Origin of the sequence: Nocardia sp. XZ_19_231 (assembly GCF_015355705.1) — a bacterium.
Lineage (GTDB): Bacteria > Actinomycetota > Actinomycetes > Mycobacteriales > Mycobacteriaceae > Nocardia > Nocardia salmonicida.
Window position 1 is genome coordinate 149,366 of sequence record NZ_JACUZI010000008.1, and the last position, 16,965, is coordinate 166,330.

General features: G+C 68.8%; 13 protein-coding genes. 12 read left to right on the forward strand and 1 reads right to left on the reverse strand.

The annotated features are described in order from the left end of the window. Positions 1-134: 134 nt before the first annotated feature. The 12 genes from rsmH to ftsZ all read left to right on the forward strand — a co-directional run bounded on the left by rsmH (position 135) and on the right by ftsZ (position 16,188). Positions 135-1,133 (forward strand): 16S rRNA (cytosine(1402)-N(4))-methyltransferase RsmH, encoded by a 999-nt coding sequence (rsmH, locus tag IBJ82_RS28780; RefSeq protein WP_131816764.1) that lies wholly within the window; start codon positions 135-137, stop codon positions 1,131-1,133. Beyond that, on the forward strand, positions 1,130-2,155 hold the full coding sequence (locus IBJ82_RS34920) for a hypothetical protein (RefSeq protein ID WP_228537825.1): 1,026 nt from the start codon (positions 1,130-1,132) through the stop codon (positions 2,153-2,155). Before rsmH ends, IBJ82_RS34920 begins: the two co-directional genes overlap by 4 nt. Next, positions 2,152-4,029 carry a penicillin-binding protein 2 gene (locus tag IBJ82_RS28790; protein ID WP_194829112.1) on the forward strand — a complete coding sequence of 626 codons (1,878 nt, stop codon included), beginning with the start codon at positions 2,152-2,154 and terminating at the stop codon, positions 4,027-4,029. Before IBJ82_RS34920 ends, IBJ82_RS28790 begins: the two co-directional genes overlap by 4 nt. Before the next feature lie 205 nt (positions 4,030-4,234). Further along, on the forward strand, positions 4,235-5,824 hold the full coding sequence (locus IBJ82_RS28795; RefSeq protein ID WP_194829113.1) for a UDP-N-acetylmuramoyl-L-alanyl-D-glutamate--2,6-diaminopimelate ligase: 1,590 nt from the start codon (positions 4,235-4,237) through the stop codon (positions 5,822-5,824). Beyond that, on the forward strand, positions 5,821-7,314 hold the full coding sequence (gene murF / locus IBJ82_RS28800; RefSeq protein ID WP_194829114.1) for a UDP-N-acetylmuramoyl-tripeptide--D-alanyl-D-alanine ligase: 1,494 nt from the start codon (positions 5,821-5,823) through the stop codon (positions 7,312-7,314). The genes IBJ82_RS28795 and murF overlap by 4 nt, the downstream gene beginning before the upstream one ends. Then, positions 7,311-8,387 (forward strand): phospho-N-acetylmuramoyl-pentapeptide-transferase, encoded by a 1,077-nt coding sequence (gene mraY / locus IBJ82_RS28805; RefSeq protein ID WP_194829115.1) that lies wholly within the window; start codon positions 7,311-7,313, stop codon positions 8,385-8,387. Before murF ends, mraY begins: the two co-directional genes overlap by 4 nt. 50 nt (positions 8,388-8,437) lie before the next feature. Then, positions 8,438-9,874 carry a UDP-N-acetylmuramoyl-L-alanine--D-glutamate ligase gene (gene murD / locus IBJ82_RS28810; protein ID WP_194829177.1) on the forward strand — a complete coding sequence of 479 codons (1,437 nt, stop codon included), beginning with the start codon at positions 8,438-8,440 and terminating at the stop codon, positions 9,872-9,874. 156 nt (positions 9,875-10,030) lie between these two features. After that, a complete protein-coding gene (gene ftsW / locus IBJ82_RS28815) occupies positions 10,031-11,404 on the forward strand; it encodes a putative lipid II flippase FtsW (protein ID WP_194829178.1) in 1,374 nt (457 codons plus the stop codon). 51 nt (positions 11,405-11,455) lie between these two features. Next, positions 11,456-12,571, forward strand: coding sequence for an undecaprenyldiphospho-muramoylpentapeptide beta-N-acetylglucosaminyltransferase (gene murG, locus IBJ82_RS28820; RefSeq protein WP_194829116.1), 1,116 nt, complete (start codon positions 11,456-11,458; stop codon positions 12,569-12,571). Then, entirely contained in the window at positions 12,568-14,082 is a 1,515-nt protein-coding gene (murC, locus tag IBJ82_RS28825; protein WP_194829117.1) for a UDP-N-acetylmuramate--L-alanine ligase, read from the forward strand. Before murG ends, murC begins: the two co-directional genes overlap by 4 nt. Before the next feature lie 8 nt (positions 14,083-14,090). Beyond that, positions 14,091-14,768, forward strand: coding sequence for a cell division protein FtsQ/DivIB (locus IBJ82_RS28830; RefSeq protein ID WP_194829179.1), 678 nt, complete (start codon positions 14,091-14,093; stop codon positions 14,766-14,768). A gap of 160 nt (positions 14,769-14,928) precedes the next feature. Then, on the forward strand, positions 14,929-16,188 hold the full coding sequence (gene ftsZ, locus IBJ82_RS28835; RefSeq protein ID WP_194829118.1) for a cell division protein FtsZ: 1,260 nt from the start codon (positions 14,929-14,931) through the stop codon (positions 16,186-16,188). Between the two features lie 66 nt (positions 16,189-16,254). Here ftsZ and IBJ82_RS28840 read toward each other — a convergent pair whose 3' ends face one another. Beyond that, positions 16,255-16,800, reverse strand: a complete 546-nt coding sequence (locus tag IBJ82_RS28840; RefSeq protein WP_228537826.1) for a hypothetical protein — start codon at positions 16,798-16,800, stop codon at positions 16,255-16,257. Between the last annotated feature and the right edge of the window lie 165 nt (positions 16,801-16,965).

A 16,965-nucleotide genomic window follows, 5' to 3' on the forward strand; every position in this document is an offset into this window, starting at 1 on the left:
GACGTACTTCCCCGACGCCAGGTGCCTTGCCCCGGTCAGAGACCTCGAAGCATTCGCATCACCAACTCATTCGAAAAGCACTGTGTGGCAAGGCGACCTGTCTGCGACGCGAGGCAGTATCCCGGGAGGTCGAGGTGAACCATGACGCCGAGAACCCCCGTCATGTGCCAGTTCTGCTCGAGCGCGCCGACGATCTGCTCGGCCCCGCGCTGAGCGAGCCGGGCGCGGTCTACATCGACGCGACCCTCGGATTGGGCGGGCACGCCGAGCATTTCCTGCGCACCTACCCGCAGGCGCGTCTGGTCGGTCTCGACCGCGACACCACCGCGTTGCGTATGGCGGGCGAGCGCTTGGCGCCCTATGCCGACCGGATCACCCTGGTGCACACCCGTTACGACGGCATCCCGGCGGCGCTGGCCGAAGCGGGACTGGACGAAACTGGTTCCGTCTCAGCCATTCTCATGGACCTGGGAGTGTCGTCGATGCAGCTCGACGAGGCCGAGCGCGGCTTCGCCTACTCCGTCGACGCCCCGCTGGACATGCGGATGGACCCGACCACCGGAATAACCGCGGCCGACGTGCTCAACACCTACAGCCACGGCGATCTGGCCCGGGTGCTGAAAACCTATGGCGACGAACGGTTCGCGGGCAAGATCGCCTCGGAGGTGCTGCGCAGGCGGACGGTCAAGCCGTTCACCACCAGCGCCGAACTCGTCGAGGTGCTCTACGCGACCATTCCGGCCGCGGCGCGCCGCACCGGCGGACATCCGGCCAAGCGCTCGTTCCAGGCGCTGCGGGTGGAGGTCAACGGTGAGCTCGACTCGCTGCGGGCGGCATTGCCCGCGGCACTGGATTCACTGCGTGTGGGCGGACGGATCTGCGTCATGTCGTACCAGTCGCTCGAAGACCGGCTGGTCAAACACGAACTCGCGCCACGGATCATCTCCCGGTCACCGATGGACCTGCCGGTCGAACTGCCCGGCATGGGCCCGGAATTCCGGATGCTGACCCGTGGAGCGGAAAAAGCGACCGAGTCCGAGATCGAGGTCAATCCGCGATCCGCGCCGGTGCGGATGCGCGCGGCTGAACGAATCGCGGAGAGGTCAGGGAGGACACAGGAGGGGACACGATGAGCGTGCGGACGAGCACAGTCGCGGTGCCGAGCAAGACTGCCCGGCGCGTGGAGGCGGCCGAACGAGTGAAGTCCGGTGCGGCACAGCGGGCCTATGCCCGCAAGCGCACCAGGGAACAGTTGCTCGACGGCATCGAACTGCCCGAACCGTCCTCGACGATGGCGGGGCGGATCCCGTTCGTCACCGCGATCATCGGACTGCTCGGCTGCGGCCTCGCCCTGACCCTGTTGCTCACCACCCGTGCCGCCGAGGACAGCTACCAGCTCGGTGACGCCAGGGCGGTCAACCGCAAGCTCGACGACGAGCGGGCCGCGCTGCAGCGCGAGGTCGCCGCCGCCGACTCCGCTCCCGAATTGGCTGCCCGTGCACGTGAACTCGGCATGATCCCCGCGAAGGATCCGGCCAGGCTGGTGCTCGGCCCAGACGGCGAGGTCACCGTGATCGGTAACCCGACGCCCGCACAGGGTGCGCCGGTGCCGCCGCTGAACGGTCCGCCGACCACCACGCCGAATCCGGCGCCGGGCCACGCCCAGGCGCAGGGTGAGCGTGTGGTGCCGGTGCAGCCCGGTGCGGCTGCGGCGAGTCCGAGCGCACCCAGCCGTGCTGTGCCCAACAGTGTTCCGACGAACGTGCTCGCGTCACCGGCGGTGCCGACGCCCACCGCCGTGAACCCACCGCAGCCGGCGGCCGCTCCGGCCCCGATCGCTCCGGCTCCGGTCGACGCGGCCGTCCCCGCTCCGGCGAACGGCGAGGTTCCCGCGCCGGTCGACGGCGGTGCCCCGGCTCCGCTCGCGCCGACGACCGTGCCCGATCGGGTCGACGTCGCAGGTCAGGGTGAACCGCTCGTCGCGGCCGACACGCCATCACCCGCACCGGGTGTCGTGGCCGACCCGTCGGCTCCGGTCGATGCGCCGTTACCGGCGCCGGGCGTCGCCGCGTCGGCCCCCGGACAACGAGCCCCCGCGGCCGGACCGCCGAGCGAACAGCCGCAGGTCGTCGAATCGCAGGATGGTCCTCGATGAAGCAGAGCGGGCCCGCGTCGCAGCAGCGACGCGGGCCGGTCTCGTCGAGGGCCCGTCGCTCGGGCTCGCTCTCGCCGGACCGGCCGATCCGCCTTCGCCTCGGCGTCGGCCGGGTCACCCTGCTGGCCACCCTCGCGGTGGTCGCGTTGCAGTTGCTCTACATCCAGAGCTTCGCCGCCCCCGCGCTGTCGGCGCAGGCGGCCTCACAGCGCACCATCAAGGCCACCGAGGCGGCCGTACGCGGTCCCATCACCGACCGGCACGGTAATCAGCTCGCCTTCACGCTCACCGTGAAAGCCCTGACCTTCCAGCCGGTGACGGTGCGCGAGCAACTGGCCGAAGCCAAGAAGCTCAAGCCGAGCGCACCGGATCCGGAGCAGCGGCTCAAAGACATCGCGAAGTTCATCCACGACAAGCTCGGCGCACCCACCGAGCAGGAACTGCTCGACAAACTGCGCAGCGACAAGAAGTTCCACTACCTGGCCAAGAATGTCGACCCACGGGTCGCTTCCGAGATCACCGCCAAATTCCCGGAGGTCGGCGCCGAACGGCAGGACTTGCGCGAGTATCCCGGTGGTTCGCTGGCGTCGAATGTCGTCGGCGCGATCGGCGGCGACCGGCACGGTCAGATGGGCCTGGAATCCGCACTGGACTCGGTGCTGTCGGGTACCGACGGTTCGCGCACCTACGACCAGGGCTCCGACGGCGCGGTGATCCCCGGTAGCTACCGTGACCTGCAGCCCGCCGTGAACGGCTACGGCGTGGAGCTGACCCTCGACGCGGACCTGCAGTACTACGTGCAGCAGCAGGTGCAACAGGCCAAACAGGTGTCCGGCGCGTCCTCGGCCTCGGCGGTGGTGCTCGACGCCAAGACCGGCCAGGTGCTCGCGATGGCCAACGACGGCACCTTCAATCCCGCACTCGGCCCGAATCATTGGGCCTCGGGCAAGATGGGCAACCCCTCTGTCGCCGAACCCTTCGAACCCGGCTCGGTCAACAAGATCGTCACCGCGGCGGCCGCCATCGAATACGGCGTGACCGATCCCGACGAGGTGCTGCAGGTGCCGGGCTCGATCCGCATGTCGGGCGTCACCGTGAACGACGCGTGGCAACACGACGTCGCGGCCTATACGACGACCGGCATCTTCGGAAAGTCCTCCAACGTCGGCACTCTCATGCTCGCCCAGCGGGTGGGTGAGGACCGGTTCGCCGATATGGTCAACCGATTCGGGCTCGGACAGCGCACCGGCGTCGGCCTCCCCGGCGAGAGCGGCGGCCAGGTACCCGCCCGCGACCAGTGGTCCGGCGGCTCCTTCGCGAACCTGCCCATCGGCCAGGGTCTTTCGATGACGACCCTGCAGATGACCGCCATGTACCAGGCCATCGCCAACGACGGCCTGCGGATTCCGCCGCGCATCGTCAAGGCCAAGGTCGCCCCCGACGGCACCCGCACCGAGGAACTGCAGCCCGACGGCGTGCGCGTGGTGAGCCCGCAGACCGCGCACACCCTGCGCGAGCTGTTCCAGGCGACCGTGCAGAAGGACCCGATGGGCGTCCAGATGGGTACCGGCGCACCCGCCTCGATCGAGGGTTACCAGGTGGCAGGCAAGACCGGCACGGCACAGAAGGTCGACCCCGCGTGCCGGTGCTATTCGACCTCGTCGTTCTACAGCACGTTCGCCGGGATGGCGCCCGCCGACAATCCCCGCTACGTGATCGGCATGATGCTCGACGCGCCCGTGCGCAGCTCCGACGGCACCGGCGGCGGGTCCGCCGCCCCGCTGTTCCACAGCATCGCCTCCTGGGCGTTGCAGCGCGACCGGGTGCCACCGTCGCCGGAGCCCAAGCGGCTGGTGCTGGAGGCGGTGACATAACGGCTGGTGCCGCAGTTCTCGGCCCCTGGTTGCCCGCCTCTTCCCTCCCTCCGGGTACTCCTTCGTCGCACCCTCCACTCAGTCCAGAGGCGGGCGGGCCGAGAACAACAATTAACTCAACCCGCGTTGTCCGACCGACACCGCGCGTCGGTAACCTGACTGCTCGTCTCGCCTACGCGCTCGATCACTCTCAGAGAGGAGCCTTGTGCCCGCGCAGTCCAGCCCGCACGCGCTCCGGCCAACCACTCCATTGTCGACGTCGCTGCAGGCCGTGGCGGACCTCACCGGCGCCACGACGGCGACTCCGGCGTCCGCCGAGGTAAGCGTCACCGGCATCGAGCAACGATCCAACGCGGTGCGCGCCGGTGACCTGTTCGCCGCGTTACCCGGCGCGAACGCGCACGGCGCCCGATTCGCCGCCGACGCGATCGCCAACGGCGCGGTGGCGGTCTTCACCGATGCCGCGGGCGCCGAGCTGATCGGTGACGTCGCGGTACCCGTGCTGGTGCGCGAGCAGCCCCGCGCGGTACTCGGTGAACTCTCCGCCGAGATCTACGGCCATCCCAGCGATCGGCTGCGCATTGTCGGCATCACCGGCACCTCCGGCAAGACCACCACCTCGTATCTGGTGGAGGCCGGTCTGGCCGCGGCCGGACTGTCCACCGGGCTGATCGGCACCATCGAGACCCGCATCGGCGGGCAGCGGGTGCCGAGCGCGCTCACCACGCCCGAGGCGCCGCAGTTGCACGCGATGTTCGCCGCGATGGTCGAGCAGGGCGTCGACGCGGTCGTGATGGAGGTGTCGAGCCACGCGCTCGCGCTGGGCCGGGTCGACGGTGTGCGATTCGCGGTCGGCGCGTTCACCAATCTCTCCCAGGATCATCTGGACTTCCACAAGGACTTCGAGGACTACTTCGCGGCGAAACGTCGGCTGTTCGACGCGGATTCGCCGGTCGCCGCGCGCACCACGGTGGTCTGCGTCGACGACGAATGGGGCACCCGCCTGGCCGGTGACCTGGTCGAGCCGGTCACCGTGTCGACGACCGGTGCGGCCACCTGGCAGGTCAGCGGCGACATCAAGACCACCGGCGGCGAACAGGAATTCACCGCCGCCGGACCCGACGGCGAACTGACGGTGCGCCTGCGCCTGCCCGGCCGCTACAACGTCGCCAACGCGCTGCTGGCCGTCGCCACCTGCGCCGCGGCCGGCGTCGATCCCGCCGTGGCGGCCCCGGCGCTCGCCGTTGTCGATGTGCCGGGCCGGATGCAGCGCGTCGAGCACGGCCAGGATTTCCTCGCCGTCGTCGACTACGCGCACAAGCCCGCCGCCATCGAATCGGTCGTCACGACCCTGCGCGGCCATCTCACCGAAGCCGGAGTCGGCAGGCTGGCCGTCGTGCTCGGCGCCGGCGGCGACCGTGACGTGGCCAAACGCCCGCTCATGGGCGCCGCGGCGGCCCGCGCCGACCTGCTGATCGTCACCGACGACAACCCACGCACCGAGGACCCGGCGGCCATCAGGTCCGCCGTGGTGGCCGGTGCGCACGAACTCCCGGACACCGACCGCGGCGAGATCCGCGAGATCGGTGACCGCGCGGCGGCCATCGCCGCGGCACTCGACTGGGCGCGTTCGGGCGACGTGGTGCTCGTCGCGGGCAAAGGCCACGAGGTGGGGCAGGAGATCAAGGGCGTCAAGCATCCCTTCGACGACCGCGAGGTGGTCGCGGCGGCGCTGGATGCCTTACGGAGACGACACAGTCCGCACACGGACTCGGAGGACTTGACGGTTTCATGATCGAGATGACACTGCGGGAGATCGCGGACGTCGTCGGCGGCGAGCTGCACGACGTACCCGACCCCCAGGCACTGGTGACCGGTTCGGTCGAATTCGATTCGCGCCGAATCGGTTCCGGCGATCTGTTCCTCGCCCTACCCGGAGCCAACTCCGACGGACACGACTACGCCGCCACCGCTGTCGCCGCCGGGGCGGTCGCGGTACTCGCCGCCCGCCCGGTCGGCGTGCCCGCGATCGTCGTGGCCCCTGATCTCGGCTCGGTGCCCGCGACCTCGGTCGCGCTCAGCGCCGACGGTGACGGTTCCGGTGCCGCCGTGCTGGCGGCGCTGGCCGAACTGGCCCGCGTGAGCACCGAGCGGCTGGCCGAGCGCACCGGGCTCACCGTCGTCGGCGTCACCGGGTCCTCCGGCAAGACCTCGACCAAAGACCTGCTCGCGGCGGTGCTGGCACCGCTGGGCGCGGTGGTCGCGCCGCCCGGATCGTTCAACAACGAACTCGGCCACCCGTGGACCGCCCTGCGCGCGGGCGCCGACACGAAGTTCCTCGCTCTGGAACTGTCCGCGCGCGGTCGCGGACACATCGCGGAACTTGCCCGCATCGCACCGCCCCGGATCGGCGTGGTGCTCAATGTCGGCACCGCCCACCTCGGGGAATTCGGTAGCCGTGAGGCGATCGCACAAGCCAAGGGCGAGCTCGTCGAAGCTCTGCCCGCCGAAGGGCTGGCCGTGCTCAACGCCGACGACCCCAACGTCGCGGCCATGGCATCGCGGACGAAGGCGCGAGTGGTGAAGGTCGGCCTGTCCGGCGACGCCGACATCCGTGCCACCGATGTGGTCACCGACGACCAGGCCCGCGCCCGTTTCACCCTGCACGCGGTGGGCGAATCGATCTCGATCCAGCTCGCGGTGCACGGCGAACACCAGGTCGGCAATGCCCTGGCCGCCGCGGCGGTCGCCCTCGAATGTGGTGCCGATCTGGCGACCGTGGCCGAGGCGCTGTCCGGCGCCACCGCGGCTTCGGTCCGCCGGATGGATGTGACGACCACGCCCGCGGGCGTCACCGTCATCAACGACTCCTACAACGCCAATCCCGACTCGGTGCGCGCGGCGCTCAAAGCGCTGGTCACCCTCGCGAAGTCGAGCTCGGAACCCCGGCGCAGCTGGGCTGTGCTCGGCGAGATGGGCGAACTCGGTGACACCTCGGTGATCGAACACGACGCGATCGGACGCCTGGCCGTGCGCCTCGATGTCGACCGATTGATCGTGATCGGCACCGGACGACCCTCCCACGGCATGCATCAGGGAGCGGTAATGGAAGGCTCATGGGGCGAGGAATCGATCCTCGTTCCCGATATCGACGCGGCGATCGCGCTGCTCGACGACGAGATCGCCGCAGGCGATGTGGTACTGGTCAAGGCGTCGAAGGCGGTGGGCCTGTGGGCCGTCGCCGAGCACCTGACCGGGGCAGCGGAAGGTAATACAGCTCGATGAGGCAGATTCTGTTCGCGGCGGGGATCGCACTGGCGGTGTCGATCCTGTTGACGCCGTTGCTGGTTCGGGTGTTCGCCAAGCAGGGCTTCGGCCAGGAGATCCGGGTCGACGGTCCGGCCAGTCACCAGGCCAAGCGCGGTACCCCCACCATGGGTGGTGTCGCGATCCTGATCGGTATGTGGGCGGGCTATCTCGGCTCGCACCTGATCGGTATCGGCTACGACGCGGAAGGTCCGACGGCGTCGGGTCTGCTCGTGCTCGGGCTCACCACCGCGCTCGGCATCGTCGGATTCCTCGACGACTTCATCAAGCTGCGCAAGCAGCGCAACCTCGGACTCTCGGCCGCGGGCAAGTACATCGGGCAGACCGCCGCCGCGGTCATCTTCGCGGTGCTGGCCCTGCAGTTCCGTAGCGCCGACGGGCTGGCCCCCGCCAGCAAGCACCTGTCGTATGTGCGCGACTGGAGCACGGTGTCGATGGGCGCGCTCATCTTCGTCGTCTGGGTGCTGTTCTTGGTCGTGGCCTGGTCCAACGCGGTGAACCTCACCGACGGTCTCGACGGTCTCGCGGCCGGTTCGATGAGCCTGCTGCTCGGCGCGTACGTGATCATCACCTTCTGGCAGTACCGCAATTCCTGCTCCACCAATCCCGGCCCCGGCTGCTACGACGTGCGCGACCCGCTCGATCTGGCCCTGGTCTGTGCCGCCGCCGCCGCCGCGTGCATCGGCTTCCTGTGGTGGAACGCCGCGCCCGCGCGCATCTTCATGGGCGACACCGGTTCGCTGGCGCTCGGCGGTCTGATCGCCGGTCTGTCGATCACCACCCGCACCGAGCTGCTGATGGCCGTGATCGGCGCGCTGTTCGTCGCCGAGGCGGCGTCGGTGATGCTGCAGGTGGCGGTGTACCGCACCACGCGCAATCGGTTGTTCAAGATGGCGCCGTTCCACCATCACTTCGAGTTGAGTAAGTGGGCCGAAACCACGGTGATCATCCGGTTCTGGATTTTGGCGGGCATCTCCGCCGCAGTGGGCCTCGGCCTGTTCTACAGCGAATATCTGTCACAGGTCGGGTGAGTAGAGACATGGTCGAACACTCGCCCCGCGCCCTGCGTTCCCCGGGCCCGATGCTCGAATTCCTGCGTGGTCGTGACGTTCTCGTCGCCGGTTGGGGCGTCTCCGGACGCTCGCTGATCGAACCGCTGCGCGATATCGGCGCCCACCCGGTGGTGACCGACAACGGCGCCAAGGCACTGGCCGAAGCCGCCGAACTCGGCCTCGAGATCGCCACCAGCGTCGAACTCGAAGGCGCCGATTTGAGCCGGTTCGCGCTGGTGATCACCAGTCCCGGCTGGCGACCGGATTCGCCGGTGCTGGTCTCCGCGGTCACCGACGGCGTGCCCGTCTGGGGCGACGTCGAATTCGCCTGGTGGGTCGATCAGGCCCGCATCTACGGCCCGGTCCGCAAGTGGCTGGTGATCACCGGCACCAACGGCAAGACCACCACCACCCAGATGACGCACTCGATCCTGCGCGCCGCGGGCATCTCCAGCGTGGCCTGCGGCAATATCGGCCTGCCGATCCTGGACGCACTGCGCCGCAACCCCGGTCCGCAAGTCCTGGCCGTCGAGCTGTCCTCGTTCCAGCTGCACTGGGCTCCCTCGGTGCGCCCCGAGGCGGGCGTCGTGCTCAATGTCGCCGAGGATCACCTGGATTGGCACGGCGGTCTCGATGCCTACGCCGCCGCGAAAGCGCGCGCGCTGACCGGTCGGGTCGGCGTGGTCGGCCTCGACGATCCGGTCGCTGGCGCACTGGCCCGTAAAGCCAAGGCCCGCCGCACGGTCGGCTTCCGTATCGGCGTCCCCGCCGACGGCGAGCTGGGCGTGGTCGACGGCAAGCTCCTCGACCGCGCCTTCACCAAGGCCGCGATCCTCGCCGAGACCAGCGACATCAGCCCGCCGGGACCCGCAGGCATCGCCGACGCGCTGGCCGCGTCCGCGCTGACCAGGGCCATCGATGTGGCACCGCAGTTCGTCAAAGAAGGTCTCGCCGAGCACAAGGTGGGCCCGCACCGCACCGCGTTCGTCCGCGAACTGGGTGGTGTCGAGTTCATCGATGACTCCAAGGCCACCAACCCGCACGCCGCACGCGCCGCGATCATGGCGCACCCGCAGGTGGTGTGGGTGGCGGGTGGTCTGCTCAAGGGCGCCAGTGTCGACGACCTGATCGAAGAGGTCGGTGATCGACTGGTCGGCGCGGTGTTGTTCGGGGCCGACGCGCCGGTGATCGCTGCCGCGATGGCGCGACACGCACCCGAAGTCCCGGTCATCGAGCTGGATGCGGGAGACGATGCAGACATGGAGTCGTCGAGATCCCAGCGAGCCGAGGCGGTCATGGGCCGCGCGGTGCGCGCCGCGGCGGGCCTGGCCAGCGCCGGAGACACCGTCCTGCTCGCGCCCGCGGCCGCTTCCCTGGATATGTACGACGACTACACCCATCGCGGACGCTGTTTCGTGGATGCGGTGACGGCACTGGAAGATGGTGACATCGGGCGGGCGCTGTGACGAAGGCGCGCCCGGCCGACCCGTCACCGCCCGAAAGGGGGCAGCGTGGGTAAGAGCCGGGGCAGCGTCGACAGCAGTCGGGTCGGTCAGAGCGCGGGTGCTACCCGAAGCGGTTCGGGGCAGCCGAATTGGGCGGGGGAGCGCTTCGGCGCCTGGTTGGCCCGGCCGCTCGCGTCGTTCCATCTGATCGTCACCATCGCGACCCTGCTCACCGTGCTCGGTCTGGTGATGGTGCTGTCGGCGTCGAGCGTCGAGGCCTATGCCGGTGGCGGTTCGGCCTACGCGCTGTTCATCCAGCAGGCCATGTTCGCCGGGCTCGGTGCGATCGCCTTCTATGTGGCGCTGCGGTTGCCGCTGCGGTTCTTACGCCAATGGTCGTTCCCGATCTTCAGCATCTCGGTGCTCGCGTTGGTGCTGGTGCTCATTCCCGGCATCGGCTCGATCCACGGCGGCGCGCGACGCTGGTTCGACATCGGCCCGCTGTCGATCCAGCCTTCCGAAGTCGTCAAGGTGACCCTGATCGTGTGGGGTGCGCACCTGCTCGCCTCGCGCCGGGGCGCCCAACTCAAGGACATCCTGGTGCCGCTGGTGCCCGCCGGACTGCTGGTGTGCCTGCTGGTGGTGCTCGAACCGAACCTGTCGACCACCATCGCCCTCGGCATCGTGCTGATGGCGCTGCTGTGGTTCGGCGGGCTGCCGGTGCGACTGTTCGTCGGGATCCTGGTGACCGGTCTGGTCGCCGCGTCGGTGCTGGCATTGTCGGCCGGGTACCGCTCCGACCGCGTGCGCGCGTTCTTCAATCCCGGTGACGATCCGCAGGGTGTCAATTACCAGGCGCGTCAGGCGAAGTACTCCCTCGCCGACGGCGGCATCTGGGGCCGCGGCCTCGGACAGAGCCGCGCGAAGTGGAGCTATTTGCCCAACTCGCACAACGACTTCATCTTCGCCATCATCGGCGAGGAACTCGGCTTCCTGGGCTGCATGCTGGTGCTGGCGCTGCTGGCGCTGTTCGCCTACGCGGGCATCCGCATCGCGCTGCGCTCGGTCGACCCGTTCCTTCGCCTGCTCACCGCCACCGCCACCACCTGGATCACCGCGCAGGCGCTGATCAACATCGGCTACGTCGTGGGGCTGCTGCCGGTGACCGGTCTGCAGTTGCCGCTGGTCTCTGCCGGTGGTTCGTCGCTGGCGATCACGCTGTTCATGTTCGGCATCATCGCCAGCGCCGCCCGGCACGAACCGGAAGCGGTCTCGGCGTTGAAGGCAGGCCAGGACGGCAGACTCAGCAGGCTGCTGCGACTGCCGGTGCCCGAGGTGTACACCCCGCCCGTGCCGCGAAAAGTCGCGCCGCGCCCCAGAACCGAACGCCCACGTCAGGCCCCTCGCCGCCAGCCGCCCGCCGACCGCAGGCGACGCGCGCCGGAGAGCCGCGGCACGAGTTCGCTACGGTCGACACGAGCATGGGAGCCGACTTACCCGATGCCACACCGCCCGGTGAAACGGCGGACCGGCGGAGGTGGCGGCGCATGACGCACGCCTTCGCGAGATCGATTCGAGATAGAGAGAACGAGGTAGATCCAGGTGAGTAACCCGCGATCCGGGTTGTCGGTGATCGTTGCAGGCGGGGGAACCGCAGGCCACATCGAACCCGCGCTGGCTGTCGCCGACGCGTTGCGCAGGCTCGACGACTCGATCCGGGTGACCGCCTTGGGTACCGAGCGTGGACTCGAGACGAAACTGGTGCCCGAACGCGGGTATCCACTGGAACTGATCCCGCCGGTCCCGCTGCCGCGCAAGCCCTCCGCCGATCTGCTGCGACTGCCCGGCCGGGTGCTCGCCTCGGTGAAGGCGACCAGGGCGGTGATCGACGACGTGCAGGCCGACGTGATCATCGGATTCGGCGGTTACGTGGCACTGCCCGCCTACCTCGCCGCGCGCGGTGGGCTGTTCGGCCGCAAGCGCAAGGTGCCGGTGATCGTGCACGAGGCCAACGCGAAGGCCGGTATCGCCAACAAGGTCGGCGCGAAACTCGCCGCGAAAGTGCTCGCCGCCGTCCCGGATTCGGGGCTGGCAGGCGCGCAGGTCGTCGGTATTCCGGTGCGCGCCTCCATCACCGAACTCGATCGTCCCGCCTTGCGGGCGCAGGCTCGCGCGCACTTCGGACTGCCCGCCGAGGGGCCGGTGCTGCTGGTGTTCGGTGGCTCGCAGGGCGCGCGCAGCCTCAACGAGGCCGTCTCCGGCGCCGCACCGCAACTCGCGGCCGCCGGCGTCTCGGTGCTGCACGCGCACGGCCCCAAGAACAGTGTGGAGGTGAGCACCGCCGACGCGCCCGCACCGTATGTGGCGGTGCCCTACCTGTCGCGGATGGACCTGGCCTACGCCGCCGCCGACGCGGTGGTGTGCCGATCCGGCGCGATGACCGTGGCCGAGGTGTCGGCGGTCGGACTGCCCGCCTTCTATGTGCCGCTGCCGCACGGCAACGGCGAACAGGAATTCAACGCCCGACCAGTGGTCGCGCAGGGTGGTGGCACAATTGTGGCCGACGCCGAGCTGACCCCGAAATACGTGATCGATGAGGTGATTCCGCTGCTGCTCGACCCCGCTCGACTCGCGCAGATGAGCCGCGCCGCCGCAGGCGCAGGCCATCGCGATGCTGCCGACACGGTGGCCAGGATCGTCACCGAGGTCGCCCGATGAGCAAGCCGGAACAGGAGATCGGGGAGTCCACCGGCGCGGCCCTGCCACCCGAACTCCAACGCGTGCACATGGTGGGCATCGGCGGCGCCGGCATGTCCGGTATCGCGCGCATCCTGCTCTCACGCGGCGGGCAGGTCTCCGGTTCCGATGCCCGCGAGAGCCGCGGTGTGTTGTCGCTCCGGGCTCGCGGCGCCGAGGTACGTATCGGCCACGCCGCCGACGCGCTCGATCTGCTGCCCGGCGGCCCGACGGTCGTCGTCACCACCTATGCCGCCATCCCGAAGACCAACCCCGAACTGGTCGAGGCACATCGGCGCGACATCCCCGTGCTGATGCGCCCGACCGTGCTCGCCGCGCTGATGCGCGGGCACCGGACCCTGCTGGTCTCGGGCACCCACGGCAAGACCTCGACCACCTCGATGCTGATCGTCACGTTGCAGCACTGCGGCGCCGATCCGTCGTTCGCGGTCGGCGGCGAGCTCAACGAGGCGGGCACCAACGCCCATCACGGCAGCGGTGACATCTTCGTCGCCGAGGCCGACGAGTCCGACGGCTCACTGCTGCAATACGACCCGGACGTCGCCGTGGTCACCAATATCGAATCCGATCACCTCGACTACTTCGGCACCGACGAGGCCTACGTCCAGGTCTTCGACGACTTCGCCGACCGGCTCGCCCCCGGCGGTCTGCTGGTGGTGTGCCTCGACGATCCCGGCTCGCTCGCGTTGGCACAGCGGGTCGCACCGCGCATGGCCGAACGCGGAATCGAGGTTCTCGGTTACGGCTCCGGCGATCTGGCCGATGCCCCCGTGACCGTCGGCGCCCGGCTGCTCGACTGGCAACCGCGGGATGTGGGCGGCATCGTCGAGTTCCAGCTCGACGGCGAAACGGTGCCGCGGTCGTTGCGACTGTCGGTGCCCGGCAGGCACATGGCGCTCAACGCGCTGGCGGCGCTGCTGGCCGCCCGCGCCACCGGCGCCGATATCGACGAGATCGTGCAGGGTCTGGAGGGATTCGGCGGCGTGCATCGCCGATTCCAGTTCACCGGTCGGGAAAACGGGGTGCGCGTCTTCGACGATTACGCCCACCACCCGACCGAGGTCCGCGCGGTGCTCGAGGCCGCCGCGCAACTGGTCGCCCAGGAAGCGCGTGACGGCGCCCGCCTGCGGCGCGGCCGGGTCATCGTGGTGTTCCAGCCGCATCTCTACAGCCGCACCGCCACTTTCGCCACGGAGTTCGGCACGGCGTTGAGCCTGGCCGACGAGGTGGTCGTGCTCGACGTCTACGGCGCCCGTGAAGACCCGCTGCCCGGCGTCAACGGCGCGCTGGTCGCCCAGTCGGTGACCGAACCCGTGCACTACCAGCCGGATATGTCCAAGGTCGGCAAGCAGGTCGCCGGGCTCGCGGGCGACGGCGACGTCGTGATCACCATGGGCGCGGGCGATGTCACAATGCTCGGCAGCCAGATCCTCGACGGCCTGCGGGCCAGGCCGCAGCAGGGCGGCCGGTGAGATTGCCGATGCCCGCCGCGCGCGGGTGGCACGGCTACCGCCTCTGGACGGTGGTCGGGGTGGTCGTGGTGACCCTGCTGGTGGCACTGGCCTGGTTCACCCCGGCACTGTCGGTGCGCACCGTGCGCATCGACGGCCTGTCGGCGGTGCCGGACGCCGATGTGCGAGGTCGACTCGAAATTCCGGACGGCCGTTCGATGTTACGGATCGATACCACCGCGATCGCCCAGCGCGTGGCCGCGATCCCGAAGGTGCGCTCGGTCAGGGTGCAGCGTAAATTCCCCTCGACAGTGCTGGTCACCGTCGTGGAGCGAACACCGGTGGTGTATTTCGAAGGCCCGGACGGCGCCCACCTGATCGACGCCGAGAGCGTCGAATTCGCGATCGAGCCCGAATTGCCCATCGGGGTGCCGAAACTGCTCACCGAGGGCTCGTTCACCGGGCCCGCGGCGGCCAGGGCGGCGGTGGATGTGCTGGTCACCCTGCCACCCGCCTTGTCTGTGCAGGTGGGCGAGGTTGTCGCACGGTCGATTTCGGATGTCTCGCTGAGCCTTCGCGATGGCAGGAGGGTAGTGTGGGGCGGCACGGGCGACGGCGAGCGCAAAGCTGCCGTCGTGTTGCCGCTACTGACCCGTGAGGGGACCGTGTTCGACGTTTCGAGTCCGAATCTGGTCACGGTAAAGTGAGCGACATTCTTTGTGGCACAAGATTCTGGCTCTCATCTCGGCGCGCCTGCGCCGCGATCGCAGTGGCTGCGAATAGCGTTCCGCAGCAGTCGGATACTTGACATAACGCCAACCCTATGGTTGAGGTTGAGGGTTTAAGATCGAAGGAAGGCGAGAGCCCATGACGCCCCCGCACAACTACCTTGCAGTGATCAAGGTCGTCGGTATCGGCGGCGGCGGCGTGAACGCCGTCAACCGAATGATCGAACAAGGACTCAAGGGAGTCGAGTTCATCGCGGTCAATACCGACGCGCAAGCCCTGCTGATGAGCGATGCCGACGTCAAACTCGATGTCGGCCGCGAACTCACCCGAGGTCTCGGTGCCGGAGCCGATCCGGAAGTCGGCCGCAAGGCCGCAGAAGACCACAAGGACGAGATCGAAGAGGTGCTCAAGGGCGCCGACATGGTCTTCGTCACGGCCGGCGAAGGTGGTGGCACCGGTACCGGTGGCGCTCCCGTCGTCGCCAGCATCGCCCGCAAGCTGGGCGCGTTGACTATAGGAGTCGTCACCCGGCCGTTCTCTTTCGAGGGCAAGCGGCGCGGGAACCAGGCCGAAGTAGGGATCAACCTGCTTCGCGAGTCGTGCGACACCCTCATCGTCATTCCGAACGACCGGCTGCTGCAGCTGGGCGACGCGGCGGTGAGTCTGATGGACGCCTTCCGCTCCGCGGATGAGGTGCTGCTCAACGGTGTTCAGGGTATAACCGACCTGATCACCACCCCCGGCTTGATCAACGTCGACTTCGCCGACGTCAAGAGCGTGATGTCGGGTGCCGGATCGGCACTCATGGGCATCGGCTCGGCGCGTGGTGAGGGTCGGTCGGTGAAGGCGGCCGAGACGGCGATCAATTCGCCGCTGCTCGAGGCCTCCATGGATGGTGCGCACGGCGTGCTGCTCTCGATCGCGGGCGGTTCCGATCTCGGCCTGTTCGAGATCAACGAGGCGGCCTCGCTGGTGCAGGAGGCGGCCCACATCGAGGCCAACATCATCTTCGGTACGGTCATCGACGATTCGCTCGGCGACGAGGTGCGGGTCACCGTCATCGCCGCGGGCTTCGACGGTGGCGGCCCGTCTCGACGCAATACCGAGACCAGCGCGGTCACCACGAGCCGGACCGGGGCTAACCCGATCGGTTCCGGCCGCGCGGGCGAGATCGGCCAAGGACGTCCGTCCGAGGCGCCGTCGCGTCCCACCGAGCCCGCCACGGCCGGGGTGTCCAGTGGTCGGGCCGCGGCGCCGAATTACCGCGATACCGAGCGGTACCGGGAGTCGGAGCGTCAGCGGGTGACAGAGGCGGCCATGAACCGCGTCAACAACCCGGAAGTTCACGAAGGCGACGACGACGACGAGATCAACGTCCCGGACTTCATGCGTCGATAAACATTCGCAGACACGAAAGCGCCCGAACTCCTGTCGAGTCCGGGCGCTTTCGCGTTGTGCGGGGGATCAGCCCTTGGCGCTGCCGAGGCAGTAGGTGATCTTCGGATCATTGACCACGAGCACCTGGTCGGCGTCCTCGCCGCACAGCTGCTCGTCGACCTGACCGTCGACGCGGCTGACGACCTTGAAGCTGGCGTCGGAGGCGGTGCACGGCACGAACTTGTAGCCGGTCATCATGCCCTCGTTGTAGCAGCTGCCCTCCTTGAAGTTCGGGGCCAGACAGAGGAACGCGACAGTGCCGCCGCTGCCGAAGGTCTCCTCGTAGGAGGTGTAATCCTCGTGGCACTCGACCTTCTGGTCGTGGACCTGCACGACCTGGTAGACGGCATTCTCGGCCGAGCAGGCGACCGGCTCGGTCTTGGAGTCGATCATCGACGCCGAGATCACGTTGATGCACTCACCGACCTTCGAGCGGGCGGTGTCGGACTTGCTCGCGTCCTTGGCCACGTCGGAGACCTTGTCGATGGCCGAGCAACCCGCGGCACCGAGTGCCGTGACCGCCAGCAGCGCGAGCGAGAACCGCGAAACCATGCCCTTGCCGGTGAACGTCATGCGAACCTTCTTTCTGCAGAACCTCACCGCGGACCCTTCGGCGGTGTAGGCCCCGATCACCCAACCTCACCCCGGGCCGCCGAGCATCCGGGAAACCACGGTAATTCCGGGTCGGCGGCACCGTTATGCTCTGATCCGGCCGTTCACGGTCGATTTCGCCAGTGA

What these genes read in the sequence shown, in the direction of transcription:
- IBJ82_RS34920 (WP_228537825.1), top strand. Translation starts at nt 1,130, where the DNA reads ATGAGCGTGCGGACGAGCACAGTCGCGGTGCCGAGCAAGACTGCCCGG.
- IBJ82_RS28790 (WP_194829112.1), top strand. Translation starts at nt 2,152, where the DNA reads ATGAAGCAGAGCGGGCCCGCGTCGCAGCAGCGACGCGGGCCGGTCTCG.
- murF (WP_194829114.1), top strand. Translation starts at nt 5,821, where the DNA reads ATGATCGAGATGACACTGCGGGAGATCGCGGACGTCGTCGGCGGCGAG.
- mraY (WP_194829115.1), top strand. Translation starts at nt 7,311, where the DNA reads ATGAGGCAGATTCTGTTCGCGGCGGGGATCGCACTGGCGGTGTCGATC.
- murD (WP_194829177.1), top strand. Translation starts at nt 8,438, where the DNA reads ATGCTCGAATTCCTGCGTGGTCGTGACGTTCTCGTCGCCGGTTGGGGC.
- murC (WP_194829117.1), top strand. Translation starts at nt 12,568, where the DNA reads ATGAGCAAGCCGGAACAGGAGATCGGGGAGTCCACCGGCGCGGCCCTG.
- IBJ82_RS28830 (WP_194829179.1), top strand. Translation starts at nt 14,091, where the DNA reads ATGCCCGCCGCGCGCGGGTGGCACGGCTACCGCCTCTGGACGGTGGTC.
- ftsZ (WP_194829118.1), top strand. Translation starts at nt 14,929, where the DNA reads ATGACGCCCCCGCACAACTACCTTGCAGTGATCAAGGTCGTCGGTATC.
- IBJ82_RS28840 (WP_228537826.1), bottom strand. Translation starts at nt 16,800, where the DNA reads ATGACGTTCACCGGCAAGGGCATGGTTTCGCGGTTCTCGCTCGCGCTG.